The 24,281-nt window shown below is 52.0% G+C and carries 20 protein-coding genes; 12 read left to right on the top strand and 8 right to left on the bottom strand.

The window, feature by feature from the left end; all coding sequences use genetic code 11:
- Positions 1-1,725, bottom strand: coding sequence for a C4-dicarboxylic acid transporter DauA (gene dauA, locus E1H14_RS10155; protein WP_149391362.1), 1,725 nt, complete (start codon positions 1,723-1,725; stop codon positions 1-3).
- Between the two features lie 213 nt (positions 1,726-1,938).
- On the opposite strand from dauA, the gene E1H14_RS10150 reads away from it, so the two are divergent.
- From E1H14_RS10150 to E1H14_RS10125, 6 genes are all read left to right on the top strand, one after another.
- Complete coding sequence (locus E1H14_RS10150; RefSeq protein ID WP_149391361.1) at positions 1,939-2,145, top strand: DUF2788 domain-containing protein; 207 nt, start codon at positions 1,939-1,941, stop codon at positions 2,143-2,145.
- A gap of 58 nt (positions 2,146-2,203) precedes the next feature.
- Entirely contained in the window at positions 2,204-2,776 is a 573-nt protein-coding gene (locus tag E1H14_RS10145) for a LemA family protein (RefSeq protein ID WP_149391360.1), read from the top strand.
- Between the two features lie 8 nt (positions 2,777-2,784).
- Complete coding sequence (locus E1H14_RS10140) at positions 2,785-3,690, top strand: GIDE domain-containing protein (RefSeq protein ID WP_149391359.1); 906 nt, start codon at positions 2,785-2,787, stop codon at positions 3,688-3,690.
- A gap of 68 nt (positions 3,691-3,758) precedes the next feature.
- On the top strand, positions 3,759-4,607 hold the full coding sequence (gene kdsA / locus E1H14_RS10135) for a 3-deoxy-8-phosphooctulonate synthase (protein ID WP_149391358.1): 849 nt from the start codon (positions 3,759-3,761) through the stop codon (positions 4,605-4,607).
- A 30-nt stretch (positions 4,608-4,637) separates the two neighbouring features.
- Complete coding sequence (locus tag E1H14_RS10130; RefSeq protein WP_149391357.1) at positions 4,638-6,716, top strand: SUMF1/EgtB/PvdO family nonheme iron enzyme; 2,079 nt, start codon at positions 4,638-4,640, stop codon at positions 6,714-6,716.
- 21 nt (positions 6,717-6,737) lie between these two features.
- Positions 6,738-8,171, top strand: a complete 1,434-nt coding sequence (locus tag E1H14_RS10125) for a DUF4139 domain-containing protein (RefSeq protein ID WP_149391356.1) — start codon at positions 6,738-6,740, stop codon at positions 8,169-8,171.
- On the opposite strand, the gene E1H14_RS10120 is transcribed toward E1H14_RS10125, so the two are convergent.
- The 3 genes from E1H14_RS10120 to E1H14_RS10110 all read right to left on the bottom strand — a co-directional run bounded on the left by E1H14_RS10120 (position 8,161) and on the right by E1H14_RS10110 (position 11,661).
- The gene (locus tag E1H14_RS10120) at positions 8,161-8,565 is read right to left on the bottom strand and encodes a tetratricopeptide repeat protein (RefSeq protein ID WP_149391355.1); all 405 of its coding nucleotides are present in this window, start codon (positions 8,563-8,565) and stop codon (positions 8,161-8,163) included. The two genes, E1H14_RS10125 and E1H14_RS10120, sit on opposite strands and share 11 nt — an antisense overlap.
- On the bottom strand, positions 8,549-9,847 hold the full coding sequence (locus E1H14_RS10115; RefSeq protein WP_149391354.1) for a tryptophan--tRNA ligase: 1,299 nt from the start codon (positions 9,845-9,847) through the stop codon (positions 8,549-8,551). Before E1H14_RS10115 ends, E1H14_RS10120 begins: the two co-directional genes overlap by 17 nt.
- Before the next feature lie 80 nt (positions 9,848-9,927).
- Entirely contained in the window at positions 9,928-11,661 is a 1,734-nt protein-coding gene (locus E1H14_RS10110; protein ID WP_149391353.1) for a sensor domain-containing diguanylate cyclase, read from the bottom strand.
- Positions 11,662-11,894: 233 nt separating this feature from the next.
- Here E1H14_RS10110 and E1H14_RS10105 point away from each other — a divergent pair, with 233 nt between their 5' ends.
- Positions 11,895-12,128, top strand: a complete 234-nt coding sequence (locus E1H14_RS10105) for a DUF2789 domain-containing protein (RefSeq protein ID WP_149391352.1) — start codon at positions 11,895-11,897, stop codon at positions 12,126-12,128.
- Positions 12,129-12,171: 43 nt separating this feature from the next.
- Positions 12,172-12,948, top strand: coding sequence for a peroxide stress protein YaaA (gene yaaA, locus E1H14_RS10100; RefSeq protein WP_149391351.1), 777 nt, complete (start codon positions 12,172-12,174; stop codon positions 12,946-12,948).
- A gap of 108 nt (positions 12,949-13,056) precedes the next feature.
- On the opposite strand, the gene E1H14_RS10095 is transcribed toward yaaA, so the two are convergent.
- On the bottom strand, positions 13,057-13,935 hold the full coding sequence (locus E1H14_RS10095; protein ID WP_149391350.1) for a Tim44 domain-containing protein: 879 nt from the start codon (positions 13,933-13,935) through the stop codon (positions 13,057-13,059).
- Positions 13,936-14,176: 241 nt separating this feature from the next.
- Between E1H14_RS10095 and E1H14_RS10090 the strand changes: the two genes are divergently transcribed.
- Positions 14,177-17,041: an insulinase family protein gene (locus E1H14_RS10090; protein WP_149391349.1), complete on the top strand. Its 2,865-nt coding sequence runs from the start codon at positions 14,177-14,179 to the stop codon at positions 17,039-17,041.
- A gap of 56 nt (positions 17,042-17,097) precedes the next feature.
- Here E1H14_RS10090 and E1H14_RS10085 read toward each other — a convergent pair whose 3' ends face one another.
- Positions 17,098-17,691 (bottom strand): hypothetical protein, encoded by a 594-nt coding sequence (locus E1H14_RS10085; protein WP_149391348.1) that lies wholly within the window; start codon positions 17,689-17,691, stop codon positions 17,098-17,100.
- 35 nt (positions 17,692-17,726) lie between these two features.
- On the bottom strand, positions 17,727-19,184 hold the full coding sequence (gene sbcB, locus E1H14_RS10080; protein WP_149391347.1) for an exodeoxyribonuclease I: 1,458 nt from the start codon (positions 19,182-19,184) through the stop codon (positions 17,727-17,729).
- Positions 19,185-19,283: 99 nt separating this feature from the next.
- On the opposite strand from sbcB, the gene E1H14_RS10075 reads away from it, so the two are divergent.
- The 3 genes from E1H14_RS10075 to E1H14_RS10065 all read left to right on the top strand — a co-directional run bounded on the left by E1H14_RS10075 (position 19,284) and on the right by E1H14_RS10065 (position 23,315).
- Positions 19,284-19,724, top strand: coding sequence for a YchJ family protein (locus tag E1H14_RS10075; protein ID WP_149391346.1), 441 nt, complete (start codon positions 19,284-19,286; stop codon positions 19,722-19,724).
- Between the two features lie 59 nt (positions 19,725-19,783).
- On the top strand, positions 19,784-20,959 hold the full coding sequence (locus E1H14_RS10070; protein ID WP_149391345.1) for a hypothetical protein: 1,176 nt from the start codon (positions 19,784-19,786) through the stop codon (positions 20,957-20,959).
- A gap of 157 nt (positions 20,960-21,116) precedes the next feature.
- Positions 21,117-23,315 (top strand): DUF349 domain-containing protein, encoded by a 2,199-nt coding sequence (locus tag E1H14_RS10065; protein ID WP_149391344.1) that lies wholly within the window; start codon positions 21,117-21,119, stop codon positions 23,313-23,315.
- Positions 23,316-23,423: 108 nt separating this feature from the next.
- On the opposite strand, the gene phbB is transcribed toward E1H14_RS10065, so the two are convergent.
- Positions 23,424-24,173, bottom strand: a complete 750-nt coding sequence (gene phbB, locus E1H14_RS10060) for an acetoacetyl-CoA reductase (protein ID WP_149391343.1) — start codon at positions 24,171-24,173, stop codon at positions 23,424-23,426.
- Positions 24,174-24,281 lie beyond the last annotated feature (108 nt).

Here is a 24,281-nt window from a genome sequence, read left to right as displayed (position 1 = left end):
TTATAGCGTCTGAACCCGCTGCAAGGCCTCTTCTAGGGTCGGGGTAAACTGACAATGCTCCGTCGGTTTCACCCCGGCACGCGCCATCGCTCGCAGAGGTTGGAACTGTAAATCAGCGGTAATCAACTTCACGCCTTGGGCTTCACACTCTTGAGCGAAACGCTCAAAACCATGCAAGCCACCTGCATCCAAGAGCGGCACTGCATCCATATACAGCACCACACCGCTTTTACCTTCCAGCGTCTCCGCCAACTCATCAAAGACACGCTCTGCCGCCGCAAAAAACAGTGGACCTGAGAGTTTTAGCACGGCCCAGCCCGGCGGAAGTACCTGCGGCACATGCTTACGTTGTGTGGAGATATCGGTAAAACGCGTCATCCCGGCCAGATCACGCATAAACAATAAGGAGGCCATCACGATACCGGCCGAGATCGCCAACACCATATCAAAGAGCACAGTCAGGAAAAGGCACGTCAGCAAGACTAGCACGTCCCCTAAAGGCGCACGCTTTAAGAGTGCAACCACCTTCGGTGCCTCACTCATATTCCAAGCGACCATAACCAACAGAGCGGCCATACTCGCCATCGGCAGCCAGGAGAGAATCGGTGCCAAGACCAATAAACCGGCTAAAACAACCAGAGCATGGATCATCGCTGAAATCGGCGAACGTGCACCGGCTTTATAGTTGGTCGCCGAACGCGCAATCGCGGCGGTCGAGGTAAACCCTCCAAAAAACGGTGCGGCCAGATTCCCTATCCCCTGCCCCAGCAACTCGCCATTGGCATGATGGCGGCGACCACTCATGCCATCTAACACCACAGCACAAAGCAAAGACTCGATCGCACCGAGCATGGCAATCGAAAACGCTGCGGGCAGCAGGGCTTGAATCAGGCTCCAGGACCATTCCAAAGGCACTCCGTCTGGGCCGGGCTGATTCCAAGGCCAACTCAAACTGGGTAAGAAAGGGGGAATGCCCGAACCCTGAGTTCCATCAGGCAGGGTATAACTGAAGCGTGTGCCGATGGTATCGATCACCATCCCCTGCTGCATCAACAACCAAGCCAGACCACTGCCAATCAGTAACGCCGGCAAGTGTCCAGGGATCGGTAAACGCAAACGTGGCCAGAAGATCAAGGTCAGCAAGGTGATTAAGGCTACGCTAGCGGTCGCCCAATCGAGTCCGGGTAAGGCCTGGATCAGATCACCAAAACGCTGCACAAAAGAATCAGGGATACGCGTGAGCTCCAAACCAAAAAAGTCTTTGATTTGCAGCACCGCAATCACGATCGCAATCCCTGAGGTAAACCCCAAGGTGACCGATTCTGGAATATATTCGATCAAGCGGCCAAGACGCGCAAACGCCAGAGCCACCAAGATGAAACCGGCCATCAGTGTCGCCACCAACAAACCGGCCAAACCAAAGTTTTGTGTCACTGGGAACAGGATCACTACAAAGGCAGCGGTCGGGCCAGAGATGCTGTAGCGGGAGCCGCCGGTCAGGGCGATCAGGAAACCAGCGATAATCGCCGTATAAAGGCCATACTCTGGGCGTACCCCACTGGCGATTGCCAGTGCCATAGCCAAAGGAATCGCAATAATCCCCACCGTGACACCGGCCATTAAATCCTTGAACAGATCCTGGCGGTGATAACCCTCACGAAAGGTTTCACGCAAAGCGCTGGCGAGGCCGAGGCTACGCAAGCGCGAACGGTTTGAATTGGACATCCAGCGGTCCTTAATAAAGTCAGGCTATCTTATAACCCTTAGTTAGAAATTATACTTATAATTAATATCTAAATATTATAACGCCTGGCCAGAGCTGCCGACAACGCCTCACCACCCGCCATTAGTTGCAGATCTGTAATCGCCATGAACCCCTGACGCGATGCCGTGGAAAAGCGTAGAATACGCCTTTTTCTAACCCGATCAGGAGTCGATATGCGCTTAGCTGAGGTAGAAGCGATTATGCTGAACGTGGGCCTGCTAGTGTTTGCAGGTTTCATCTTCTTTATCATTTACGATTTGGCGAAAAAATCGAAAGCCGGCAAGTTCGGCACCTTTATCCTGTTTTTTGCTTTAGGCTTAGGCTTAGCCGTGTTTCTGATCAAAAACCTGATTGTATATTTAATGGATATAGGCGTCTGAAACCTCAGGCTCAAACGGCAGGCGAGACTCGACCTGGCATTCAATAGAGGATGTGAAGATGGACCCAATCTGGATTGTTCTACTGATTTTGCTCGCGATTGCGCTCTTGTATGGTGTCTTTGTCTATAACCAGCTGGTACAACTCAAACATAATCTTAAACAGTCTTGGTCCAATATTGATGTGTTGCTCAAGCAGCGCCATGATGAGTTACCGAAGTTGGTCGATACCTGTAAAGAGCACATGGCTTTTGAACAGAGCACCCTGGAAAAAGTGATGCAAGCCCGTGCCCAGGTCGCCAGCGCTCGTGAAGCTGGGAATATTCCAGCCTTAGGACAAGCGGAAACTCAACTGCGCTTGGGGCTGGGGAATTTATTTGCGGTGGCGGAAGCCTATCCCGAATTGCGTGCCAGCGACTCTTTCCAACACCTGCAAACCCGAATCACCGCTTTAGAATCTTCAATTGCCGATCGTCGTGAGTACTACAATGCCTCGGTGAATCTCTACAACATTCGGGTTGAACAGTTTCCCGATATGCTGATTGCTCGCCAATTTGGTTTCCGCCCCGAAGCCCTACTGATGTTAAGCGAAGCCGAGTTACAGGATCACTCCGTACGCCAGCTGTTTAGCTGAGTGCAAGCATGTTCCTATCCCTGACACTGGATGCGCAGGAAAGGTTTTACGCACTGATCGGTTGTGCGCTGCTGATTCTGGGCGCCACCTTTTTTATGTTCCGACACCTGCGCCGTTACCGCCTGATCAGCGACACCCCCACGGCGCTGATACGTTCCGCGCCTCAAGGCTATGTTGAGCTGATCGGCCATGTGTGCGGACCTGGCGAACAAGGCATGTTACGCGCCCCACTGAGCGGACGTGAATGTGTATGGTTTCGCTATCGTATCGAGCGTCGACAAAAGTCGGGCAAATCGAGCCATTGGCGCCAGGTACGCTCCGGTCGCTCCGATCAATGGTTCCAGATGGCCGATGACACCGGCATCTGCTTAATCGATCCTGTAGGCGCAGAGGTCAATGTCGTGCAAAGGCGTATCTGGTATGGGGATCAAGAACTGCCCGGCCACTTTTCGCTGAGCGGGAGTTTTTCGCCAGGACGACGTTATCGTTATTTAGAAGAGTTGATGCTCGAACATGAACCGCTTTATGCCCTCGGACAATTTCGCAGCCTAGGCGGTGGCCGAGACTTTCCCAGCCTGGCACAACGTCAGGGTGAGATACTGCGCGAATGGAAGTTGAATTACCCCGCTCTACTCCAGCGTTTTGCTGAGGGCTCAGAGACCTTCACCCCAGAACAATGGCAAGCGGTGACTGAGGCGGCTGCGGTGCAAGCTCAAGAAGAGTGGCAAGCCCAGCAAAACAGCCCAACGCTGCATCTTTTATCTGATCCACAACAAAGAGGACGCCCTCTGCTTTTATCCACACAGGATGAAGAGAAGCTCATGCGTTATTTTCGCTGGCGGGCGGCCTTCTGCCTTGGCTTGATCGCTTTTGCACTCGGGTTTGGGCTTGAGCTCTGGCTCACCCCGACCTAAGATCCTACTGCGGCGTGTCATTAGATCTTCTATACTCATTTTTTACACGGAAACAACAGGTTGCGACCATGTCAAATAAGACACTCGAAATAGGCTCCATCCAGATTGCCAACCATCTCCCGATGGTGCTCCTAGGCGGGATGAATGTTCTGGAATCACGCGATTTAGCCCTGCGTATTGCAGAAGAATATGTCCGTGTTACGGAAAAGCTCGACATTCCTTATGTATTTAAAGCCTCCTTTGACAAGGCCAACCGCTCCTCTTTGCACTCCTTCCGTGGCCCCGGGTTGGAAGGAGGTCTAAAAATCCTGCAAGAGATTAAACAGACCTTCCAAGTCCCCGTCATCACCGATGTGCATGAACCGCATCAGGCCGCTCCTGCAGCAGAAGTGTGCGATATCATTCAGCTGCCCGCCTTCCTCTCACGACAAACCGATCTGGTTCAGGCCATGGCCGCAACGGGTGCAATTATCAATATCAAAAAAGCACAGTTCCTCGCTCCTCAGGAGATGAAACATATCCTGCACAAGTGTGAAGAAGCCGGTAATGAGCGGCTGATGTTATGTGAACGCGGCAGCTGCTTTGGTTATAACAACCTAGTGGTGGATATGCTCGGTTTCAGCATCATGAAAGAGTTTGGTTATCCGGTTATCTTTGATGCGACCCACGCACTTCAAATGCCAGGAGGCCGCTCAGATTCTGCCGATGGCCGCCGCGCCCTGGTCGCACAACTCTCTCGTGCGGGCTTATCTCAAGGAATTGCCGGCCTCTTCTTGGAAGCGCACCCGGTCCCGGCTGAGGCTAAGTGTGATGGCCCCTGCGCCCTACCGCTTGCCAAACTCGAAGCCTATCTGGTGCAGATGAAAGCCGTGGATGAACTGGTGAAGTCCTTACCCCCACTGGATACATCTGAATAACCTACAAGATCACCCACGAGGAGGCCGAGGATGTCACTGGACTCTGCTTTAGATCATCTCGAAGCGGGACTCATCCTTGGCCCTGAGCACCATCGTTTTCGCCTCACCGAACTGATGGGGCCACATCCCCTCGGGCTACTTTGGCGTGCAGAGGATCAATCCACACCCACACGCGCCAGTGTCAGCTTGCTGTTTTTACCTCAAGCCCTCAGCCAACAACCTGAATTTATTGAGCGCTTACGCCGCCTTATCAGTCTGACACGGAAAATTCAGCATCCGCATCTGTTACCCTGTGCGGGGGTTTTCCCCTGGCGCGGACATTACTTTTTAGCGTTTGCGGCTGTGGAAGGGCGCAGTCTCGCGCAGGTGTTTGAAAAACAGCAGATCGCTCAACTCAGCCCAGAACAAAAGCAAGGCTTATGCCTACAGTTGGGTAAAGCGCTGCACGCCTTTCATAAACAGCTCAACACCGCTTACACCAGTTTGAGTCCAGCACTGGTTTTTCTGAATCCCGGTCAAGGGGTTTTGTTGATGCCCCTACCCTGGCGCGCACTGCTGGATGATTACTACGACCTATGCAAACCGCCGCTGGGGTATCGTGCTTATCAAGCGCCCGAAGCCTTTCAAGGACAGACCACCCGTGCCGGGGATGTGTATGCCTTAGCCGCTCTGATCTACCACCTTTATCAAGGCAAACCCGCCTTTCGGGAAGGTGAAGGCGAACCCACACGTTACCAACGTGAACTCAAAGCGCCTTCTGGGCTGAATGCCGAGCAATGGCAAGTGTTACAACACGCACTCTCTCCCGAGCCGGACGCACGACCGGCTTCGATGCCGATTTTTCTCCAGCAACTCTTTGCCGGACCGGATAAAAGTCTCGATGAACTGATTGCGGCGAAGGATACCCCCGCAACGGAATCCAAGGCGACTGATGTGGAAGAGGCGCTGTCACCTCGTGCTGACGCGCCTGCCCCCGAAACTGCGCACTCTGAAATCTCAACCGAGATGCACGCTAACGCCTCGACAACCACGTACGTAGCAAACGAAAAACGGGCGCGCTTACAGAGGTGGTTAAAATCTGGGGGGATTCCGAGCCTGACCTTTATATTAGGGCTGATTCTCGGTTGGTCCGCCAGTCAGCTTTTCAAACCCTCTTCCCCGGATACCAATCCATCGGCTCATCTAGCGGTGCTGGAAGCGGAACAGATCGAGGGGCAAGCCGAGTCACTGGAACATCCAGCGACCGATTCAGAAAGCGCAATAGAGCTGGCCGAAAACAGCGCAGCCAGTCTAGAATCCTTGACCAACTTGCCTGAACCCTCAACCCACAGTAACGCGCCTCTGACACTTTTCCAAGATCCCTTTCAGGAGGCTTCTTCCAGCAGAGAGATCAGTCTTTTTGCACCGGAAATGGTGATTTTACCCCCTGGCAGCTTTCGTATGGGGGATCTTGATGGACGCGGTGATGATAATGAACAGCCGGTCAGAGAGGTCAATATTGCGCGTCCTTTTGCCCTCTCACGTTATGAAATCACCTTTGCCGAGTATGACCGTTTTGCGCAGGAAACAGGCCGACGCTTACCCGCTGATGAAGGCTGGGGTCGCGGTAGCCGCCCGGTCATTCATGTTAGTTGGAACGATGCACGCGCATATACACGCTGGCTGGCAATGAAAACCGGACAACCCTATCGCCTTCCCACCGAAGCCGAGTGGGAGTATGCCGCACGCGCAGGCAGTGAAACGGCATTTTGGTGGGGAAATGAACTCAGATCAGCGCATGCGGTCTGTGATGGTTGTGGGACAGAGTGGGATGGACGCATGACGGCTCCCGTCGGCCAGACACCCGCCAACCCCTGGGGACTCTATGATATGCATGGCAATGTAGATGAGTGGGTTGAAGACTGCTATAGCGAAGACTACCGTGGTCTGGCAACTGACGGCCAAGCTCAGCTCAACCGAGGCTGTGAATATCGTGTCATGCGTGGCGGTTCCTGGTTTGATATCGATCGGGTGATTCGTTCCGCCAGCCGCTATCGCCACCCCCCCAATGCAACACGCAACACTTGGGGATTCAGAATTGCGCTCGATCTGCCTGCACCTTCAGATTAATCATCAGACTAGGAGTCTGTTATGTATTCTCTTACCCTTGCTCCAGGATTTCGTGGTTTTCTGTCTAAAGCCTTACCACTCAGCCTCATCTGTTTGGCCGCTCAAGCTCAGGCCCTGACACTGAGCAGCCAAGGTCAGTCCCTGACACTCACACTTTATAATCAGGATCTCGCGCTGATCCAGGATCAGCGCCCTCTGCCAAAGTTGCCTGCGAACACTCAGGTCTGGCTAGAAGGAGTGAGTCCCCAGTTACAAGCGGAAACTCTGCGTATCCAGGGTGCGGGCCAACTGCTCGAACAGAGCCTAGTGTTTAATCCGCTTAACTACTCAAATTTGTTAGAGGCCCATCTCGGTAAAACACTGGAGCTGGCACGACTCAATCCGGTCAGTGGCCAGGAAACTCAACGCCAGGTCGAACTACTGAGCCTAGAAGGGCAGCAGGCGCTGGTGCGTGAAAACAACCAGATCGAATCCATCCCGCTCAATACTGGCGCTTGGCGTTTTATCTTCAAAGACATTCCACAACATCTCAGCCCACAACCTCAGCTGAGCTTTACTTCAGCAGGCACCTCAGAAGCAGGACAAGCCAGTTTCAGCTACCTCACCTCTGGCTTGGGCTGGAGCATGGATTATGTACTGAGCCTCAGCGCCAAGGGGGATAGCCTGGCGGTAGAAGGCTTGGCCAGTCTCTACAATCAAACGGGTTTGGATATTGAAAAAGCGCAGGTACGCTTAATGGCGGGAGATATCCAGCGTCCCCAGCCGGGCCCCGAGATGATGCTACGTGCTGCGGCCATGTCAGCCGATGCACTGGGCAGCGCGGCCGTTGAGCCCAGCTCAATACAGGATTATTACCTATATCGCTTACCGCAAACGCTCAGTCTTCGACACCAGGAGCGCAAGCAACTGCCCTTGATCCAACACAGCGCCTTGCCCGCGCAAGTGCTCTATCAGCATGAATTCCATCTTGGCCCCTATCAGGATGCTCAGCGGCACAGAGCACAACCCGATATTTTGCTCAGCTTCAAAGCACCAAAACTGCCACAGAGTAACAGCCCTATGCCGGCAGGTCAGGCACGCGTGTTTCGCACCGATACTCAGGGTGAACTGCAGTTTATTGGCGGAGGACACCTTCCGAATCTCGCCTCAGGTGAAGAAGCACGTTTACAACTCGGCAAGGCGATGGATCTGAATTTAACGCGGCGACAAACGCTGTTCAGTGATGGTTTTGATGCCGTCATCACCGAACATGAGATCACGCTGAACAACTCAGGTACAGAAGGACGACGTGTGGATCTCAGCGCCCTCTTTGGTCAGGAGTGGAGCCTGCAAAAGAGTAGTCATCCGATGCAGATGGATGAATCGGGACGTCTACGCGCATCGATGACGGTACCAGCCGGTGGCAGTGAGATTTTGAAGTTCAGTGTCTCGATGAAAAAACGGATTAATCGCTAGAGAAGCGGTTCAGGCGGCTTTGCGCCAAAGGATGGCCCGAAGCCGCTGCCAACTGCCAGTAATGACGTGCCTGCTGAGGATCAACAGGAAAATAAGGCGCGTAACCCTGAGCAAAAATACAGCCCACCTGGTACTGCGCCTTCATATCGCCAAGATCTGCCGCACGTTGGAGATAGATACCGCCCTGAATGCGGCTATCCTGGCCCTCACCGCGAAAGAGCAGGAGATGCCCATACACCGACAAAGCACGTTTATGCCCTCTCTCGGCTGCAAAACGGAACAGGCGCATGACGCCTTGATGCCCCAAACGCCACCTTGCCGCGACAGGAGAGCGAAAGAGCGCGTAGGCGATCCAGAAAACCGGGATCGCGAACAGCTTACTCAGCCAAAGCATTCAAATATCCCAGAGTCATCAACTGCTCGCGCAGTATCTCCAACTCATTTTCAGCCTTCTGCCGCGCCTTTTTCTTCAGGGCTGCCACTTCCTCTTCTTTCGCCCTAAGCAAGTCTAAAGCCGCTAGACTAGGCTCATCTGCCGTCTGTACTTGATCTATCAGAGGTTGTACCTGCAGAAGGATGGCACGTCGACGACCCTCTTCCGCACGCGCGAGGGCTTCAGCAGATTTCTCTTTTTTACTGGATTCTGTATCCTGAGCTTGAGCGACAAAGGTCAGTGGACGAATACCCACTGCTTGACGTATCTGCTTGAGATTGTCCGCCGCCGTCGCACGCGCTTTTTCCGCGCCTTTCAATAGCAAGGATTCGACATAACCTAAATCAGCCATCAGCGCTTGATAACGCTGGCGTGGGCCACTTAGATGCGCATCAATATATTCAAACAGCTCTTTTTTAGCTTCTCCCCAAGCAATGCCTTCCAGGTAACGCTGACGCATCCCCTCCACTTCTTGTGGCTGAGCAAAACAACGGAAGAGCTGAAAGAGTGTGCTGTCTTCAGGATCTTTCGGCTCACCAGGAAGCTTAGAATCGGTTTTAATCTGTTTAATCAGGCTATACAACTCATCCGATGAAGCAAAAAGCGGGATGGTATTGTCATAGCTTTTAGACATCTTACGACCATCCAAACCCGGGATGAGCTGAGTTTCTTCATCCACCTGAGCCTCTGGCAAATCCAGCAGAGGCGCAAACTGGTGATTAAAACGCCCTGCGATATCGCGCGCCATCTCAATATGCTGCACCTGATCTTTACCCACAGGGATGATATCGGCGTTAAACATCAGAATATCCGCCGCCATCAAAATGGGATAACTGAACAGGCCCATGGTCACACCATCGTCCAGATCCTCATTCCCCGCTTCACGGTTCGCATCGACGGCCGCTTTATAGGCATGAGCACGGTTCATCAGCCCCTTGGAAGTCAAGCAGGTCAGGATCCAGGTCAACTCTGGGATTTCTGGAATATCGCTTTGACGATAAAAGGTCGCTTTATCGGTATCCAAGCCCAGCGCGAGCCAAGTCGCCGCGATCGCACGTGTGGACTCAGCGACACGCTCAGGATCGTGGCACTTGATCAGCGCGTGGTAATCCGCCAGGAAGAAGAAACTATTAAAATTGGGATTTTCACTGGCGGCGATCGCAGGTTTGATCGCTCCCAGGTAGTTACCAATATGCGGGATGCCGGTCGTGGTAATGCCGGTCAGAACCGTTTTCTTGCTCATCCGTTTCTCGTATCGATAAAAAGACAGGCGAACTAGGATACACAAATTCACCGCTGTCGGTAAGCGCTAAAGGTGTGCGCTCAAGTCAGCGTAGGGATCTCCTGCTCGAGGATACACACGCGGTTACGGCCGCCCTCTTTTGCACGGTATAAGGCTTCATCTGCTTTATGCAAAGCGGCCTCAAAATCTGTTCCGGGTTGAACTAAACAGGCCCCGATACTGACACTTAATCCCGGCCCTGAGCCTAAATCCGTTTTCGGATGCGCAACAGCCACCGCATGGCGAATACGCTCAGATATTTGCGCTAGGCTCGGGCGATCACAGGGTGTGAGCAGAATCAAAAACTCATCGCCTCCCCAACGCGCCACTTCATCATAAGGACGGACATTATTTTTCAGGATCTGTGCCACCTGTTGCAGCGCTTCATCGCCTGAGGCATGGCCTAATTGATCATTAATCTCTTTAAAAAAATCCAGATCCAGCCAAATCAATGCATAGGTGTGCCGATCTCGCTGGTGACGCTCCACTTCCTGCTGTAGACGCTCCGTCATACCGCGACGATTGGTTAACTCGGTAACGGGATCTATACGCGCCAAACGGTGTAAGGCCTGAGTACGTTCTTCAACCTTTTGCTCCAGCTGTGCACGATCTTGTGTGATCGCCTGTGCCATCGCGACAAAGTGCTCAATTAAACGTGCCATTTCCCCCTGCGCTTTAGGCAAGTCAACCGGTTCGGCCACCCCTTCCTGAATACGCAACATCGCACGCTCCAATTGCGCAATAGGACGAAACAGATGCCGATGCAGTGAGAAATGGAAAAATAGCAAACCCACTAATAAAAAACAGACAAACAACATGGCTGCAAACACTAAGCCACCCTTAGGCAGCACCTGATCCAGATCCAAAAGCGTCAGCTCGTACCAACCCAAACTCGGCAAAAACGCGATCCCGGCTAGGTAACGCCGCCCTTCAAGCGTGAGTGCTGCAATTTCAACTTGAGACACATCCTCATGGGCGCGGGCTTTACGCATCAAATCCGCCAGACGCAAACGGTCTGCAGGCTTATCCACTAACAGATCCAGCGTTTTTTTCTGCCCTTCGGGTTTGACGATACTGGCGTAGTCAATGTAGTCAACATCCTGATAGAGCTGAATTGCACCGTGTAGATCGATAAAAAGAGTGCGAATTCCGGGCTGACCCAGATCGATGGTTTCCTGTAAAAAGCGCTCCAATTCCAAGCCGGTTCCGACCATACCGATGATCTGATCGGCATCATCCCGTACCAAAACATCAATCCAGAGTTTGACCACGCCCAACTCAGTATCTGGATTCACATTGATATGAAAATCACGACCCTCTTCGATTAAACGATAGAACCAGGCATCGTCCGGCTTTTCAGGATTCAGGTGATACCGCAAGGGCGCCGCCGCAAATTCGTTGTGGCGATTATTGTGGTAATAAGCACCGGACTCACGCATGGCAAGAAAGTAGCTTTGATCAAGAAAATTACTGCGAAAACTTTCCAGCTCACGCAGCGCTTCCGCTTCCCATTCGCGCTGATCGGGCTGCTGGATCCAACGCTTGAGCGTTGGGGAATGCGCCATCTGCTGCGCCAAAGCCAGCTCACGCTCCAGCGGTTTTAAAAGGCGTGAGGTATCGTACCGCACCTGCACTTCGACTACATGGCGCCCCCAGTTCTCAATAATACGACTGGCGGTGGCCTGGAAAATAAACCAACCCAACAGACCAGCCAGAGTGACTAGAAGCCCCATCAGCAGCAGAAAGCGGATTTTTAAACTTAAAAACAGCGGCATTCCCTAGCATCTCCCTGTTTGCGGTGACCTCGCCCGCAGCCTGCAACGACTCTATCAAGAAAAAAACGAAAAATCGCCCTCCTACCGTTTCTTTTTTAGCGAATTGGAGCGCAATCACAACAGGACAAAAACCGATAAAAGACCAAGCAAAATAGTCGGGATTTTTGACAAATGCCGCGACCTGTCCAACACTTAGAGAGCTTTTCTAACCAACCTGTTTTTAGGAGGTGAATATGGACACTTCAGCCCATACAATGAACCTATTGTTTGAACAGCTTGGCCTGCCTGCCGAAGATGAGCAGATCGATCTGTTTATTCGTAACCATAAACTTTTTGGTTCAGGTATTCGTCTCGAAGACGCCAGTTTCTGGACACCCTCACAATCTAGCTTCCTGCAAGAAGCGATCAACTGTGATTCGGACTGGTCCGAAGTGGTGGATGAATTGAATACACGTCTTCGTGCCTGACGCGATCCTGGCCGCAAGCCTACAGGGAGCCACTTAGTATTTTATGTTAATGCTGATTTCGCCTGCGAAAACACTGGACTATGAATCCCCCTTGCCCACGACTCGGTATAGCCAACCCGCCTATACCGAGCAGGCTGAAGCTCTCATCACACGACTGCGCCGAGAATCGGTGCAGTCGATCGCTGAATTGATGCACCTTAGCGATAAGCTGGCGAGCTTAAATGTAGCGCGCTATGCCAGCTGGAGCCGCGAACACCAGACTGAAAATGCACGCCCAGCGGTGCTGGCCTTTAAAGGCGATGTCTACACAGGCTTAGCCGCTGAGAACTGGACTGAGGCACAGTTTGAATATGCCCAAGGGCATCTACGAATTCTTTCTGGGCTCTATGGATTGCTGCGGCCACTGGATCTTCTTCAGCCTTATCGACTGGAAATGGGCACAAAATTGGATACCGATAAGGGACAAACACTTTATGACTTCTGGGGAAGCTTGATTACAGAAGCCTTAAACCAAGAGTGTGATGCCGGCCCACATGATTGCCTGATTAATCTTGCCTCCAACGAGTATTTCAAAGCCGTCAAACCCAAACAGCTCAAAGCACGCTTGATCAGCCCCGTGTTCAAGGACCAGAAAAATGGTCAGTACAAGATCATCAGTTTCTATGCCAAAAAAGCGCGCGGCCTGATGTCACGCTTCCTGATAGAACAAGAGATCGATCAAGCCCAAGGGCTGTTGGACTTTAATCTTGAAGGCTATTATTACGCGCCAGAGTTTTCGACAGCCGAAGCTCCAGTGTTTCTACGCGATCACGCCGAGTGATTTGAAATCGCCTCCACAACAGCTTCAACATCAGCCACAAAAAAGCCCAAGTGCGTAAACACCTGGGCTTTGTCGTTTCAGGCTGAGTCAATCAACCTGTCCATGCCATCAGTGTGGCTGTTCAATGCCGACGATGATCCAATCGCCTGGCACCTCACCCATCTGACGATTCAGATGCCAGATTTCACTAAACTCAGTGGTGTCACCATCTTGCTCTTCACGTAACCAACCGTAGAAGTGAACACTCGCGACTACCTTGTCACCTTCATCGATAAAGTTCACCAACTCGGCCATGACCGACACCACTTCTGTATGCTGATCTGCAGTAGACTTGCTGCGCTCAGCCTGTAACCAACTTAAGAGTTCAGCCGAAGTGTAGGTACTGATTTCTGACCAATCAGAACGATCCCAAGCGGCTTGTAGATGTGTGAAATGACCACGCGCACCCTCCAGAAATGCTTCAGTATTAAACCACTCTGGAAGCGGCAAAGGCTCGGCATTAAAACTATTGGAAAAGCCTCCGGTCACCGGCGGTTCAGGCAGTACTTCGCGACGCGACGTCGGCTCAGAAGCGACAGGCGTAGGTTGCCCTCCTGCATAAGCAGGTTGTGGAGAGGCAGGGGCACGCAAAGCACGAATCACTTTAAACGCGATAAAGCCTAACAGTGCCATCAGCAGAATATCCATCAATTGAATACCCTCAAAGGCACCGCCCATAAACAGAGCCGCCAATAGACCACCTGCCATCAGCCCACCCATCAAGCCCATCATGCCTGGACGCGCAGCAGGCGTCGCACTGTTTTCACGATTGGCTTGCTGATTTTGCTGCTGACGTTGTTGAGGTGCCGCAGCCGGAGCTTGACGCTGAGGGGTCGCATAACTTTGCCCTCCTGACATACCGCCACCAAAACGACGCGCTTCGGCGTCCGGCACCAGCATAAAAAATCCCAAAATCAGGGTTAAGAATGGAAGTGACCAGCGAACCATAGGCTCTCCTCTTTTTGTTTACTCAAATAGGTACGTTTGCATGCACTCTCACGCACTTGCTTATATTTTTGCCTTTTCTCAGAGTTGAATATAGGCGCTATTACGACCAATTGATAGACTTGACACTGGCCACAGATAGCGCATATTCAACCGCCGTTCAGCTAACCGGAACTTTGACCCAGCCACTCGGTCGATAACCAGAGCGTCCGCGAACTTCATTGACCCTAGGTATTGCAACCTCATGCTTAACCCAAAACCGCTTCACTTCGTATTTTTTCTGCTCCTATTTTGGCTGACCACCAGTGTTTCCGCCGAAACGGTCAATCTGATCAAATCACCACAAGATCCACGTGACTACGCAAGTTTGACACTGCCTAACCAGTTACGAGTTTTACTCATCTCAGATCCCGAAGCGGAAAAAGCTTCCGCATCTTTAGATGTCCGTGTCGGTTCCGGCGCCAATCCCGTAGATCGCCCAGGCCTGGCGCACTTTCTTGAGCATATGCTCTTTCTAGGGACTGAGACCTTCCCCGAAGCCGATAGTTACCAAGCCTTTATCAGCGCCAATGCCGGTAGCCACAACGCTTTTACGGCCTATGAAAACACCAACTATTTTTTTGAAGTCCAACCCCAAGCATTACCGGAAGCCTTGCAGCGTTTTTCTCGCTTTTTTATCGATCCCCTTTTCAGCCCCGAATATGTGAATCGCGAGCGCCATGCCGTTGAATCAGAATTTCAAGCACGTCGTCGCGATGATCGCCGTCGCATTCATGAAGTGACTAAACAAGTGATGAATCCAGAACACGGCTGGAGCCGATTTGCCGTTGGGGATCTGGCATCCTTGTCTGATCGCCCAGAGAGTTCGATCCGCGATGAGCTGATCGCTTTTTATGAAACCTACTATTCTGCCAACTTAATGAGCCTGGTGATCATGGGCCCCCAGCCGCTTGACCGCTTACAAGCTCTGGCACAAGAGTATTTTAGCCCGATCGAAAATCGCCAAGCCGAAGCCTATGTGGATCAGGCGCCTCTATTTGTTGAAGGACAGCTCCCTAAGCGTTTGGATATGCGAACGCTACGCCAGATGCGTGAGCTTTCCCTGTTTTTCCCACTCCCTGCCGCACGCCCCTACTGGCAAGAAAAGCCTCTGAACTTTCTCGCGAGTTTGATTGGCCATGAAGGTGAGCGCAGCTTACTCTCGCATCTCAAACAGCAAGGCTGGGCGACCGCTTTGCGCACCTCACCCGCTGTGGATCTGGAGAATAGCTCCGGCTTACAGATCGACATCAGCTTAACAGAATCAGGTTTACAGGCCTGGGATCGAGTCACTGAGCAGGTCTTTGCCTTTATCCAACAGCTTCGAGAGCAACTGCCTGAGCTGGAAGCACTCTACATCGAAGATCAGCGCTTAGCCGATTTGGAGTTCCGTTTCCGTGACAACCCACGTTCTGTCCACGAAGTGGTGATGCTGGCACAGATGCAGCATTGGATTCCCGTTGAGCAACTCCTCTATGCCAACTATTTTTATTCTGGCTTTAATCCGCAAAGCTTGGAAGGCTTCCTGGCAGGCATGACCCCGGACAATCTCCTCCTCACCCTGCAAGCACAGGATCTCAGTACAGATCAGACCGAACCCCGCTACAATGCCGCTTACAGCCTTCTCGATCTGACTTCCGAAGAGCTTGCGCGTTGGCATCATCCACAGACCGCAGCAGACCTCGCCATCCGCTCACCCAATCCGTTTATTCCGGAAGACCTTGCTCTGGTCACACCCACCGAAAATCCCAGTGAGCTGCCGGTCAGGTTGATTGCAGAGGAAGGCTTTTCGCTCTGGCACCAGCAAGATCAAACCTTTTTACGCCCTCGTGCCGATCTTTTTGTCGCCCTGATGACCCATCAAGCGCTAGCCAGTGCTGAAAATACCGTGATGCTCGATCTCTACACCCGTATTCTGAATGACCAGCTGAACGAGACCCTCTATGAAGCTTCTTTAGCCGGTTTGAATGCTTCGATCTATCCACATCTACGCGGTGTATCTCTGCAGATTTCTGGCTATCACGATAAACAAGCAGAACTTCTGCAGCATCTGATTCGTGCTATGCAACAACCCGATATCAATGAGGAGCGCTTTCAGCGCGTGAAGGTACAGCTGCAGGAACGTCTGATCAATCTGCGTCAAGAAGCACCTTATCAACAAGGTTTGCAGGCGCTTTACACGGCTTTAATGACACGCTGGAGTTCAGAAGACAAACTGCAAGCGCTGGAGACCCTTACCCCAGATCAGCTCCAGCAGTTTTTACCTGAGCTTTATACCGAGCTGGAAGTACGTATGCTGGCACATGGTAATCTCAGTGCCGAAGCAGCCCTCAGCCTTGGCCAAAGCCTAAAAGCAGAACTACTCGCCCAAACGCGCCCTATCCAGGATGTACGGGTGCCGGTGTTACGCTTACCTGAACGCACGCAAGAAAAGCAGGCACTGAGTTTGCTCGTGGAGTCAGAACATCAAGATGCAGCACTCACCCTCTATCTGCAGGGGGCAGACAAAGCCCTGCGTACCCGTGCTGCGGTCGCTTTAATTAATGAGATGATTTCAGCTCCCTTCTACTCTGAACTGAGAACAGAAAAACAGTTTGGTTATATCGTCTTTTCCAACCTAGTCCCTATGGTGGATGTGCCCGGTCTGGCCTTGATTGTCCAGTCCTCTGTCATTGATCCAAGCAAGCTTCTGGCAGAATATGAGGATTTTCTGAGCCGTACTCTAAGTCGCTTACGCAGCTTGGCGCCAGAAGAACTGCAAGCCTATCAGCGCAGCCTCAGTTCACGTTTATTACAACCCGATGCGACCCTTCATGCCCGCTCGCAGCGCTACTGGCGTGAGTTGGATCGGGATGGTGCTTTCACGACTCACTTGGAGATCGCCGCCGAGGTCAACACCCTCACAAATGAGGATCTAGTACTGACGCTAGAGCAGCTTTTAGAACACCGTTTACTGATTCAAAGCTTCGGCGATCTTTTAGGCGATAAGGAAACACGTGCTGCGGACAGTGCCGCGCAGAAAAGTGGCAAGCGTTTGCAGGCACTACGTAGCCAAGGGGCTTTTTTTTAGAAATGAGTTTCTAAATCAAAAAGTGTTCTTAGCGCTTATCCAATAGAGTGGAATGCCTAATCGGATGTCGCGTCAGGGAAAACCACCTCTAAAGAGGTCTCAAACGAGCGCTCCAACAATTGGAAGCGCTCTTCATCTGAAATCTCTTCTTCAAGTGCTTGCAGCTTTTGATAAAAACGCCCGGTCAAATCACTCGGACTCGAGGGGTCTTCAATCAATACCTCTAAATCATCCGCGGTGATGGGCGCACAGCGTCCATCATCACTACCAAAGAAGCAGCGCTGCAGCTGCAGATCCTCTTCAATTTCTTGGAAGACTTTATCCTCTCCCAACAGAGGACGCTCTCTTGCCGGCATGACCCCAACCTCGACCTCCACAACGGGTACCGGTGCGGAATACATGATCACCACCGGCTCAGGCGGAGCATCCTGGATCGCAGAAGGGTAAACTTCAGGCATTTTTTCTGGATCAAAATCGCCCCAATCCAGCCCATCATAGACACGCGCCCCATGATAGGTATGGCGCTGAAAGGTATCGGGCGACGTCACTTGATAGGGAATCGGCTCTTGCGCCCAGCTTAAGGAAGCGACGAAGCTTGTGAGTAGGAGCAGACTCACACTGAGTCTTCGGCTCGGAACTTTGTCATCCACTTCCTTCATGCCCCCCTAACTGGCAGCGTAAGATCTCAGAACTCCATCGGGTAGATAGATTCAGCATAGTCAGCTAAAGCCTCCAGAATCTGCTGATCACGTGCCGATAAGGGCTGTTGCTCTGTTGCGATACGATTCATTTCCGCATAAAAAGCGTCAAATGTCAGACAGCCTTGTGCATCCTGCCCCAACAACTTACGTGCACGATATTCCTCCCAATGCATCAACTCCTGTTCGTTGAGAGTCTCAGGATAGTTCCGCGCTTTATAGCGCAGAAACATCTCTTCTAAACGCGGATCTTGAAACGGCAGATGCAAATCGGCCAGATCAGCAGGTGCGGCTTGCCGTATCTGCTCCATCAAACGCTTGTCGAGATCACTAAAAAAACCACCCGAATAGAGCATCTGATCCGGATCCGATACGGAGGGAAAAGTTTCCTCAGCGTAAATTTCAGCCACTCGATGCAGAACTTCTGGGTGTTGTCGAATCCAATTTAGATGCTGACGCGAGACCTCGCCCGAGATCTGCAAGCGCTGTGCTTCTTGCGCATTTAACATGCCCGCCGGAGCCAATATAGGGCAACGGTTCAGATGCAATAATTTGAGCGCAGGACGCTGATAACCTTCTGGCAGATGCTCTCTAGTGCTGTAAAGCGCTTGACGCAAGGTGCTGACCGGCTCATCCAATAACCGTTGGGGGGATTGCCTTAAGTCCCAAACAATCACCGCATTAGGGTTCTGAGGATGACGCGCCAAAGGGGCAATGAGCGCCGCATGACCATACTCCTGGCCATATCGAGACGATATATGTAATAAAGGCTTATGGCGTGTGAAATCCAAGAGCTGAGTCACCGCCTGCTTACTGCGATGCTGAAAAACATAATCATAGAGTTTAGGCTGCAGCCGACGAATCAGACGCGCCAGATCGAGGGTGGCATAAACATCAGATAGGGCATCATGTGCCTGACCATGGTCCAGCCCATTCGCCTGGGCGAGGTCTTCAAGACGCAAGCTTGGCCGACCATCGGCATAGCTCGGCCAGACAATCCCCTCCGGACGCAGGCTGCGGGTCAAACGCACCATGTCGATAATGTCCCAACGCGAGCATCCCTGTTGCCATTCACGCGCATAGGGGTCATAGAAATTACGATAAAGTGTAAAGCGCGTCACCTCATCATCAAAACGCAGGGTGTTATAGCCCACCGAACAGGTGCCAGGACGTGCCAGTTCAGCTTCCACCCGCGCAATAAATTCCGCTTCAACCAAACCTTCTTCTAAACATTTTTGCGGTGTCAGCCCGGTAATCAAACACGCCATCGGATGCGGCAAAAAATCCTCTGCCGGACGCGCATAAAACATCACCGGCTCTTCGATCGGATTCAATTCCAAATCCGTGCGCACACCGGCAAACTGTAAGGGACGATCACGCTTGGGGTCGGCCCCGGAGGTTTCATAGTCATACCAGAAGAGAGTTTGTTGATCTGACGCAAGCATTCCGATGGACTCAAAGAAAAGGCAGGAAATTCAGTTCATCCGGTTAGAACCAGATGCTATGCTGCCAAGAGTAACAGTTAATGCGATGAGGATCATCTCATGCTCCAGGATCAGAAAAGCAGTGAGCAGCCCTGCCCATGCCAATCCGGTAAACCGTTCAATTTCTGTTGTGCTCCAGCTATTAACGGCAGCCGCCCCGCCGCCACTGCCGAGGCCTTGATGCGCTCACGCTATAGCGCCTTTTCCATCGGTGCGGTGGATTATCTAATCGACACGACGGCCCCGGAAAAACGCTTGGAAGGAGACCACGAGCTGCTCAGCGAGCAAACACAGTTTACACTCTGGACCGGCTTAGAAATCCAAAAGGTCGAAGCGGGCCAAGCAGAGGATACAACCGGCAGCGTCACCTTCCGTGCCCATTTTGAAACACCAGAAGAGCGTGGCACCCTGGAAGAAACTTCACATTTTCGCCGCGATGAGCAGGGGCGATGGCTTTATGTAGAAGGCGATGTCAACTTCTCCAGCCAGAGCAAAAACTGATTAAACTTTAACCTATCCTGGCCGATAAGCTCCTAAAGAGATTTTAGGAGTATCGTGCCATGCGCATTGAATCTTCCCACCTCCAACTCACTAGCCAAAGCCAGCAGCTCAGCCGTTATAGCCGTGAAGAACAGTTGGAAGTCCAACGGGTCGATGCCCAGGGTCGGACTCAGCGTGATCTATTCATTCACAGTGAAACGATTGAACGCCAGTCCTTAGCGACCTACAACCAACTCAGCCGCCAGACTCAGGCTTTTCAGCTGGAGGGCCAAGCCGAACGCTTAGGCCAGGAGGCCCTGCGCCTGAATCAACAAGCCGCTTCTGCCGAGGCCAGCGCAGAACTCGGCCTGCAAACCGAAACCGATACAGATTCGCTCTTTGAATTGACTCCGCAGGAACGCATGCGTGCCGCCTTGATTCAGCGCTTGCTACAAAGCATCACCGGCAAGGAGATCGAGTTTCACTTTATCGATCAACGCACACCTCAAGACACCCCTGAAACCTTTGATGTCTCAGCTCTAAATACCCCGCTGAATGCCTCAACCCCGGCTCCAAGTGGCCCCAGCATGAGTGTCGAATACCGGCAACAAGAGAGTTTTTATCAGCTAGAAGCCACACAGTTTCAAGCACAAGGTAAGGTGCTAACTCAGGATGGCCGCGAGATCGCAATTGATCTCAGCCTGTCGATGAGTCGCGAATTAATGCAGAATCAAGCCTTTAGTCTGCGTATCGGCGCGGCCCTGCACGACCCTTTAGTGATCAATTTCGATGGCCTGGCAGCAGAGCTCAGTGAAACACGTTTCCAATTTGATCTGACCGCCGATGGCCAACTGAACACCATTCCGATGCTGGCCAGCCGCAGTGCCTTCTTAGCTTTGGATCGCAATGGCGATGGGCAGATCAATGATGGCAGCGAACTTTTTGGTGCGCGCACCGGGGATGGCTTTGCTGAATTGGCGGCTTATGATCAGGATGGCAATCAGTGGATCGATGAAAATGATCCCATCTTCAACCGCCTGCTACTGTGGTTACAGCCCGGATCCGGAGAAAGCCAACAGTTGGTGAGCCTGAAACAGGCGGGTATAGGCGCTATTTATCTAGGCCGTGCCGACACCCTTTTTCATCTGCAACCCGGAGCCCCGGAAACTCTTTTGGGAGTGATCCGTTCCAGCAGTATTTTCTTATCAGAGTCAGGACAAGCGGGCAGTATTCAGCAAGTAGATCTGACCATTTGAACAGGTTCAAGCGTCTTAAATCAGGACGATAACAAACTAAATCGCCACGCATTGTCCTTCAGGGCTTTTAATGCTTAAGGGACGACCGTTAGAATAAGCCCCCTCATTCTGGTTATTTTTATGGCTACTAGGCTTAACCCCCTGGTTACGGTGATTGATGTTTGCATTTTTGTTCAGACCCAAGTGGCGCCATCCTAATCCAGAGGTACGTCTGCAAGCAGTGGAGCAACTGAATCCCACTGAAAACGATGATCTGCAAAGACTGCGGCACATTGCCCTGCATGACTCAGATCAGCGCGTACGCTGTCGGGCCATTGAGCAATTAGAATCCTTGTCACTTCTATTAGAGCTCTTGGAACAGCAGCTTAAATCAGCCTCAGCCGAACCCCCAGCCCCCCTATTGAACAGCCTAGCCAGTCGCTTACAAGCGCGCCAGGCCCAGGCGGCTGCAGAGTGGACGCATTGGTTGAATCTCGCTCAAGAAGAAGAGCTTCTGACACTTCTCCTCCATTCTAATGCGGCAGAACTGCATCCACAGTTATTGGCACAAATTCAAAATCCGCAAGCCCTGGCACAGATCGCTGTACAAGCCCCACTCACTCTGACGCGCCAAGCCGCGGCTTCACGCCTGAGTGATCCTGAACTTTTGGAATGGATCAATCGCCAGACTCGCGATAAACAGGTTTACCGTATCACTCGTGAGCGCTTGACTCGACTTCAAGAAGAAGCCGCTAAAACGGTGCAGCGCTACCAACAGTGTCAACAACTGCACGAACGACTCGCGCAACTGTTACAAGGCCGAGATCAAACACATTTCTGCGCGCGCCTACAGCCCTTACTGGATGTTTGGCAAACACTGAAAGCGGACTGCCCTGCTCCCTTGGCTGAACAAATTGAAGCCCTCTGCCAACACGCACAAGGCCAAGCCCAGGCCTTAGAGGCCGCTCGTCAGCAGGAAGAAGCACAAGTCCTTGAGCAACAACGCCTACAGGCACAAGGCCAAAAAGCCTTATCCCAACTCAGCCGAGAAGCGGAACAACTGGCACACAAGCTGGCTGAAGCACCCTGGCAGCCTGAGTTGAGCGAGTCTTATCAGACTTGGAGAGAGGCCGCTGAACATTTAATCCAATCACCCGTAGGCCAACACCTTGATCTATCCCCTCTGCAACATTTTGCGCCTCTACTCCAACAACTGCTCAAGAGCCGCCAGCAACTGCTTAACTTGATTCAAGACTTCCCACAGTTGTCGGAAACCCTCAGTCATCCGTCACTCCATCCGGGTCTTTCCAGCGCGGAACAGCTCAATCGCCAAACCCAGCGATTACAGCAAGCTTTAGAGCACCTACCCTGGCCTCAAGCTTTTCCGCCACCGCCTGAGCTCAACCTGCTACAGCAGCGTCTCCAAGACTGGCAGGAGCTGATCGATCTGCAACAGGCGCAAACACAACAACGCCTTCAGGAATTCGATCAGGCCCTACGCGCCGTCGAGCAGCCGTTGCAAACGGGCCAGCTCAATCCCGCTTTAACGGCCTGGGAAGTTTTAAATGCACAGCTTAATGCAGAATCTATCGCCCTTGAGCGTCTGCCCAAAACCTATCTGCAGCGTTATCAAACACTGGAAGGCCAATTACAGGAGCTACAAGCCTGGCAGAACTTCGCTTTAATGCGCGCCAAAGAGGCGCTATGTGAAGCGATGGAAACCCTGGCTGAACATACTGAGCTGGCTCCACCTGCGCTTGCTGACGAGATCAAACGCCTGCAAAGCCAGTGGAAAGCGCTGGATCAGCAAGATCATCAACATTCACGCGCTCTCTGGCAACGCTTCCAAAAAGCGGGGCAAAATGCTTATCAGCAATGTGAAGCCTATTTCCGTCAACAAGCCGAACAACGGCATTGGAACCTAGCACAACGCCAGGAAATTTGTGGTCAGCTGCAACGCTACCTAGAGGCGTTTAATCCACAGACACCAGGATGCTGGCAAGCCTTAGATGAGATTTTGCGCTGTGCCAAACAAGAGTGGCGCACCTATTCTCCTGTAGATCGAGCACCTGGCAAAGCCTTGCAGCACGAGTTCAATCGCTTATTGAGCGAAGCCGAAGCCGGCCTAGATCAGCATCGTCACGCTTGTGCCCTGGCAAAACGTGCCTTGGTCGCGCGCGCTCAAGCCCTTTGTGACTGGGAGAACCGACAAGAAGCCATGACCGAGATGAAAGCGATTCAACGTGAATGGAAAACCCTGGGTACGACCTTTCGTGAAGAAGAATCTAAATTATGGAAACGTCTACGCCAGTGTAGCGATCAGATTTTCCAGACCTCTAAACCCGCCACATCCGATGCCGAGAATCCTAACGTCTAGGAATCGATTTTCTATAGAAAAGCAAAAAGGCGCTCGATAATGCAGCGCCTTTTTTGAGTCGGATCCACTCTACAACCCTCTTTAGGTCGCAGACTCTGGATCTGAGGATTAGGACATGTGCAGACCACCGTTGATTGACAGATCCGAGCCGGTGATGTAACCGGAGTTTTCATCTGCCAAGAAAGCGATTGTACGACCGATCTCTTCAGGTGTACCAAAGCGACCGACTGGAATGGTCGCACAGATTTTCTGCTGAATCTCTTCAGCGATCTTAGCCACCATTGGGGTCATGATATAACCCGGAGATACGGTATTGACGGTCACGCCTTTCGAGGCAACTTCTTGCGCCAGCGCTTTGGTGAAGCCATGAATACCGGCTTTAGCCGCGGAATAGTTACACTGGCCAAATTGACCTTTCTGAGCATTCACTGAGGAGATGTTGATCACACGGCCAAAGCCTTTTTCCAACATCGGATTGATCACTAGGCGCGTCATGTGGAACATGCTGTCAAGGTTAGCACTCAAGACCTCATCCCATTGCTCCCAGCTCATTTTCTTGAACATACCATCACGAGTGATACCGGCATTGTTGACCAGCACATCCACCGTTCCACCGGTCAGCTCTTCGACGGTTTTAATACACTGAGCACACGACTCGGCGTTAGTGACGTCGCCATACGCGACTTCGATCTCATAACCATCTTTGCGCTGCTGCTCCTGCCAAGCTTTAGCTTTTTCATGATTACCACCACTGTTGTAGCCCGCAACCACACGAAAGCCGCTGTCATGCAATGCACGGCAGATCGCTTCACCCAAACCACCTGTACCACCTGTTACTAAAGCAACACGTTTTGTCATAGCTCACATCCCATAGCATTGGTCGGTTTTATAGTTTTTGTCAGACGCACTGAAAGGCTTCTCACTTCTCAGTCATCCGCCTTGGCCTCTGACCTTTCGAACCCTTAG

The organism is Nitrincola tapanii, assembly GCF_008368715.1.
Classification (GTDB): Bacteria; Pseudomonadota; Gammaproteobacteria; order Pseudomonadales; family Balneatricaceae; genus Nitrincola; species Nitrincola tapanii.
The sequence above is the reverse complement of the archived record's forward strand: the minus strand, read 5'-3'. Positions and strand labels throughout refer to the sequence as shown.

Bases quoted from the DNA above. Each gene is read 5' to 3' on its own strand.
- E1H14_RS10070 (WP_149391345.1), top strand. From the start codon at position 19,784: ATGCGCATTGAATCTTCCCACCTCCAACTCACTAGCCAAAGCCAGCAG.
- E1H14_RS10120 (WP_149391355.1), bottom strand. From the start codon at position 8,565: ATGCTTTGGCTGAGTAAGCTGTTCGCGATCCCGGTTTTCTGGATCGCC.
- E1H14_RS10115 (WP_149391354.1), bottom strand. From the start codon at position 9,847: ATGAGCAAGAAAACGGTTCTGACCGGCATTACCACGACCGGCATCCCG.
- yaaA (WP_149391351.1), top strand. From the start codon at position 12,172: ATGTTAATGCTGATTTCGCCTGCGAAAACACTGGACTATGAATCCCCC.
- sbcB (WP_149391347.1), bottom strand. From the start codon at position 19,184: ATGCTTGCGTCAGATCAACAAACTCTCTTCTGGTATGACTATGAAACC.
- E1H14_RS10145 (WP_149391360.1), top strand. From the start codon at position 2,204: ATGGACCCAATCTGGATTGTTCTACTGATTTTGCTCGCGATTGCGCTC.
- E1H14_RS10105 (WP_149391352.1), top strand. From the start codon at position 11,895: ATGGACACTTCAGCCCATACAATGAACCTATTGTTTGAACAGCTTGGC.
- kdsA (WP_149391358.1), top strand. From the start codon at position 3,759: ATGTCAAATAAGACACTCGAAATAGGCTCCATCCAGATTGCCAACCAT.
- E1H14_RS10065 (WP_149391344.1), top strand. From the start codon at position 21,117: ATGTTTGCATTTTTGTTCAGACCCAAGTGGCGCCATCCTAATCCAGAG.
- E1H14_RS10090 (WP_149391349.1), top strand. From the start codon at position 14,177: ATGCTTAACCCAAAACCGCTTCACTTCGTATTTTTTCTGCTCCTATTT.
- E1H14_RS10075 (WP_149391346.1), top strand. From the start codon at position 19,284: ATGCTCCAGGATCAGAAAAGCAGTGAGCAGCCCTGCCCATGCCAATCC.
- E1H14_RS10130 (WP_149391357.1), top strand. From the start codon at position 4,638: ATGTCACTGGACTCTGCTTTAGATCATCTCGAAGCGGGACTCATCCTT.
- phbB (WP_149391343.1), bottom strand. From the start codon at position 24,173: ATGACAAAACGTGTTGCTTTAGTAACAGGTGGTACAGGTGGTTTGGGT.
- E1H14_RS10110 (WP_149391353.1), bottom strand. From the start codon at position 11,661: ATGCCGCTGTTTTTAAGTTTAAAAATCCGCTTTCTGCTGCTGATGGGG.
- dauA (WP_149391362.1), bottom strand. From the start codon at position 1,725: ATGTCCAATTCAAACCGTTCGCGCTTGCGTAGCCTCGGCCTCGCCAGC.
- E1H14_RS10095 (WP_149391350.1), bottom strand. From the start codon at position 13,935: ATGGTTCGCTGGTCACTTCCATTCTTAACCCTGATTTTGGGATTTTTT.
- E1H14_RS10140 (WP_149391359.1), top strand. From the start codon at position 2,785: ATGTTCCTATCCCTGACACTGGATGCGCAGGAAAGGTTTTACGCACTG.
- E1H14_RS10150 (WP_149391361.1), top strand. From the start codon at position 1,939: ATGCGCTTAGCTGAGGTAGAAGCGATTATGCTGAACGTGGGCCTGCTA.
- E1H14_RS10125 (WP_149391356.1), top strand. From the start codon at position 6,738: ATGTATTCTCTTACCCTTGCTCCAGGATTTCGTGGTTTTCTGTCTAAA.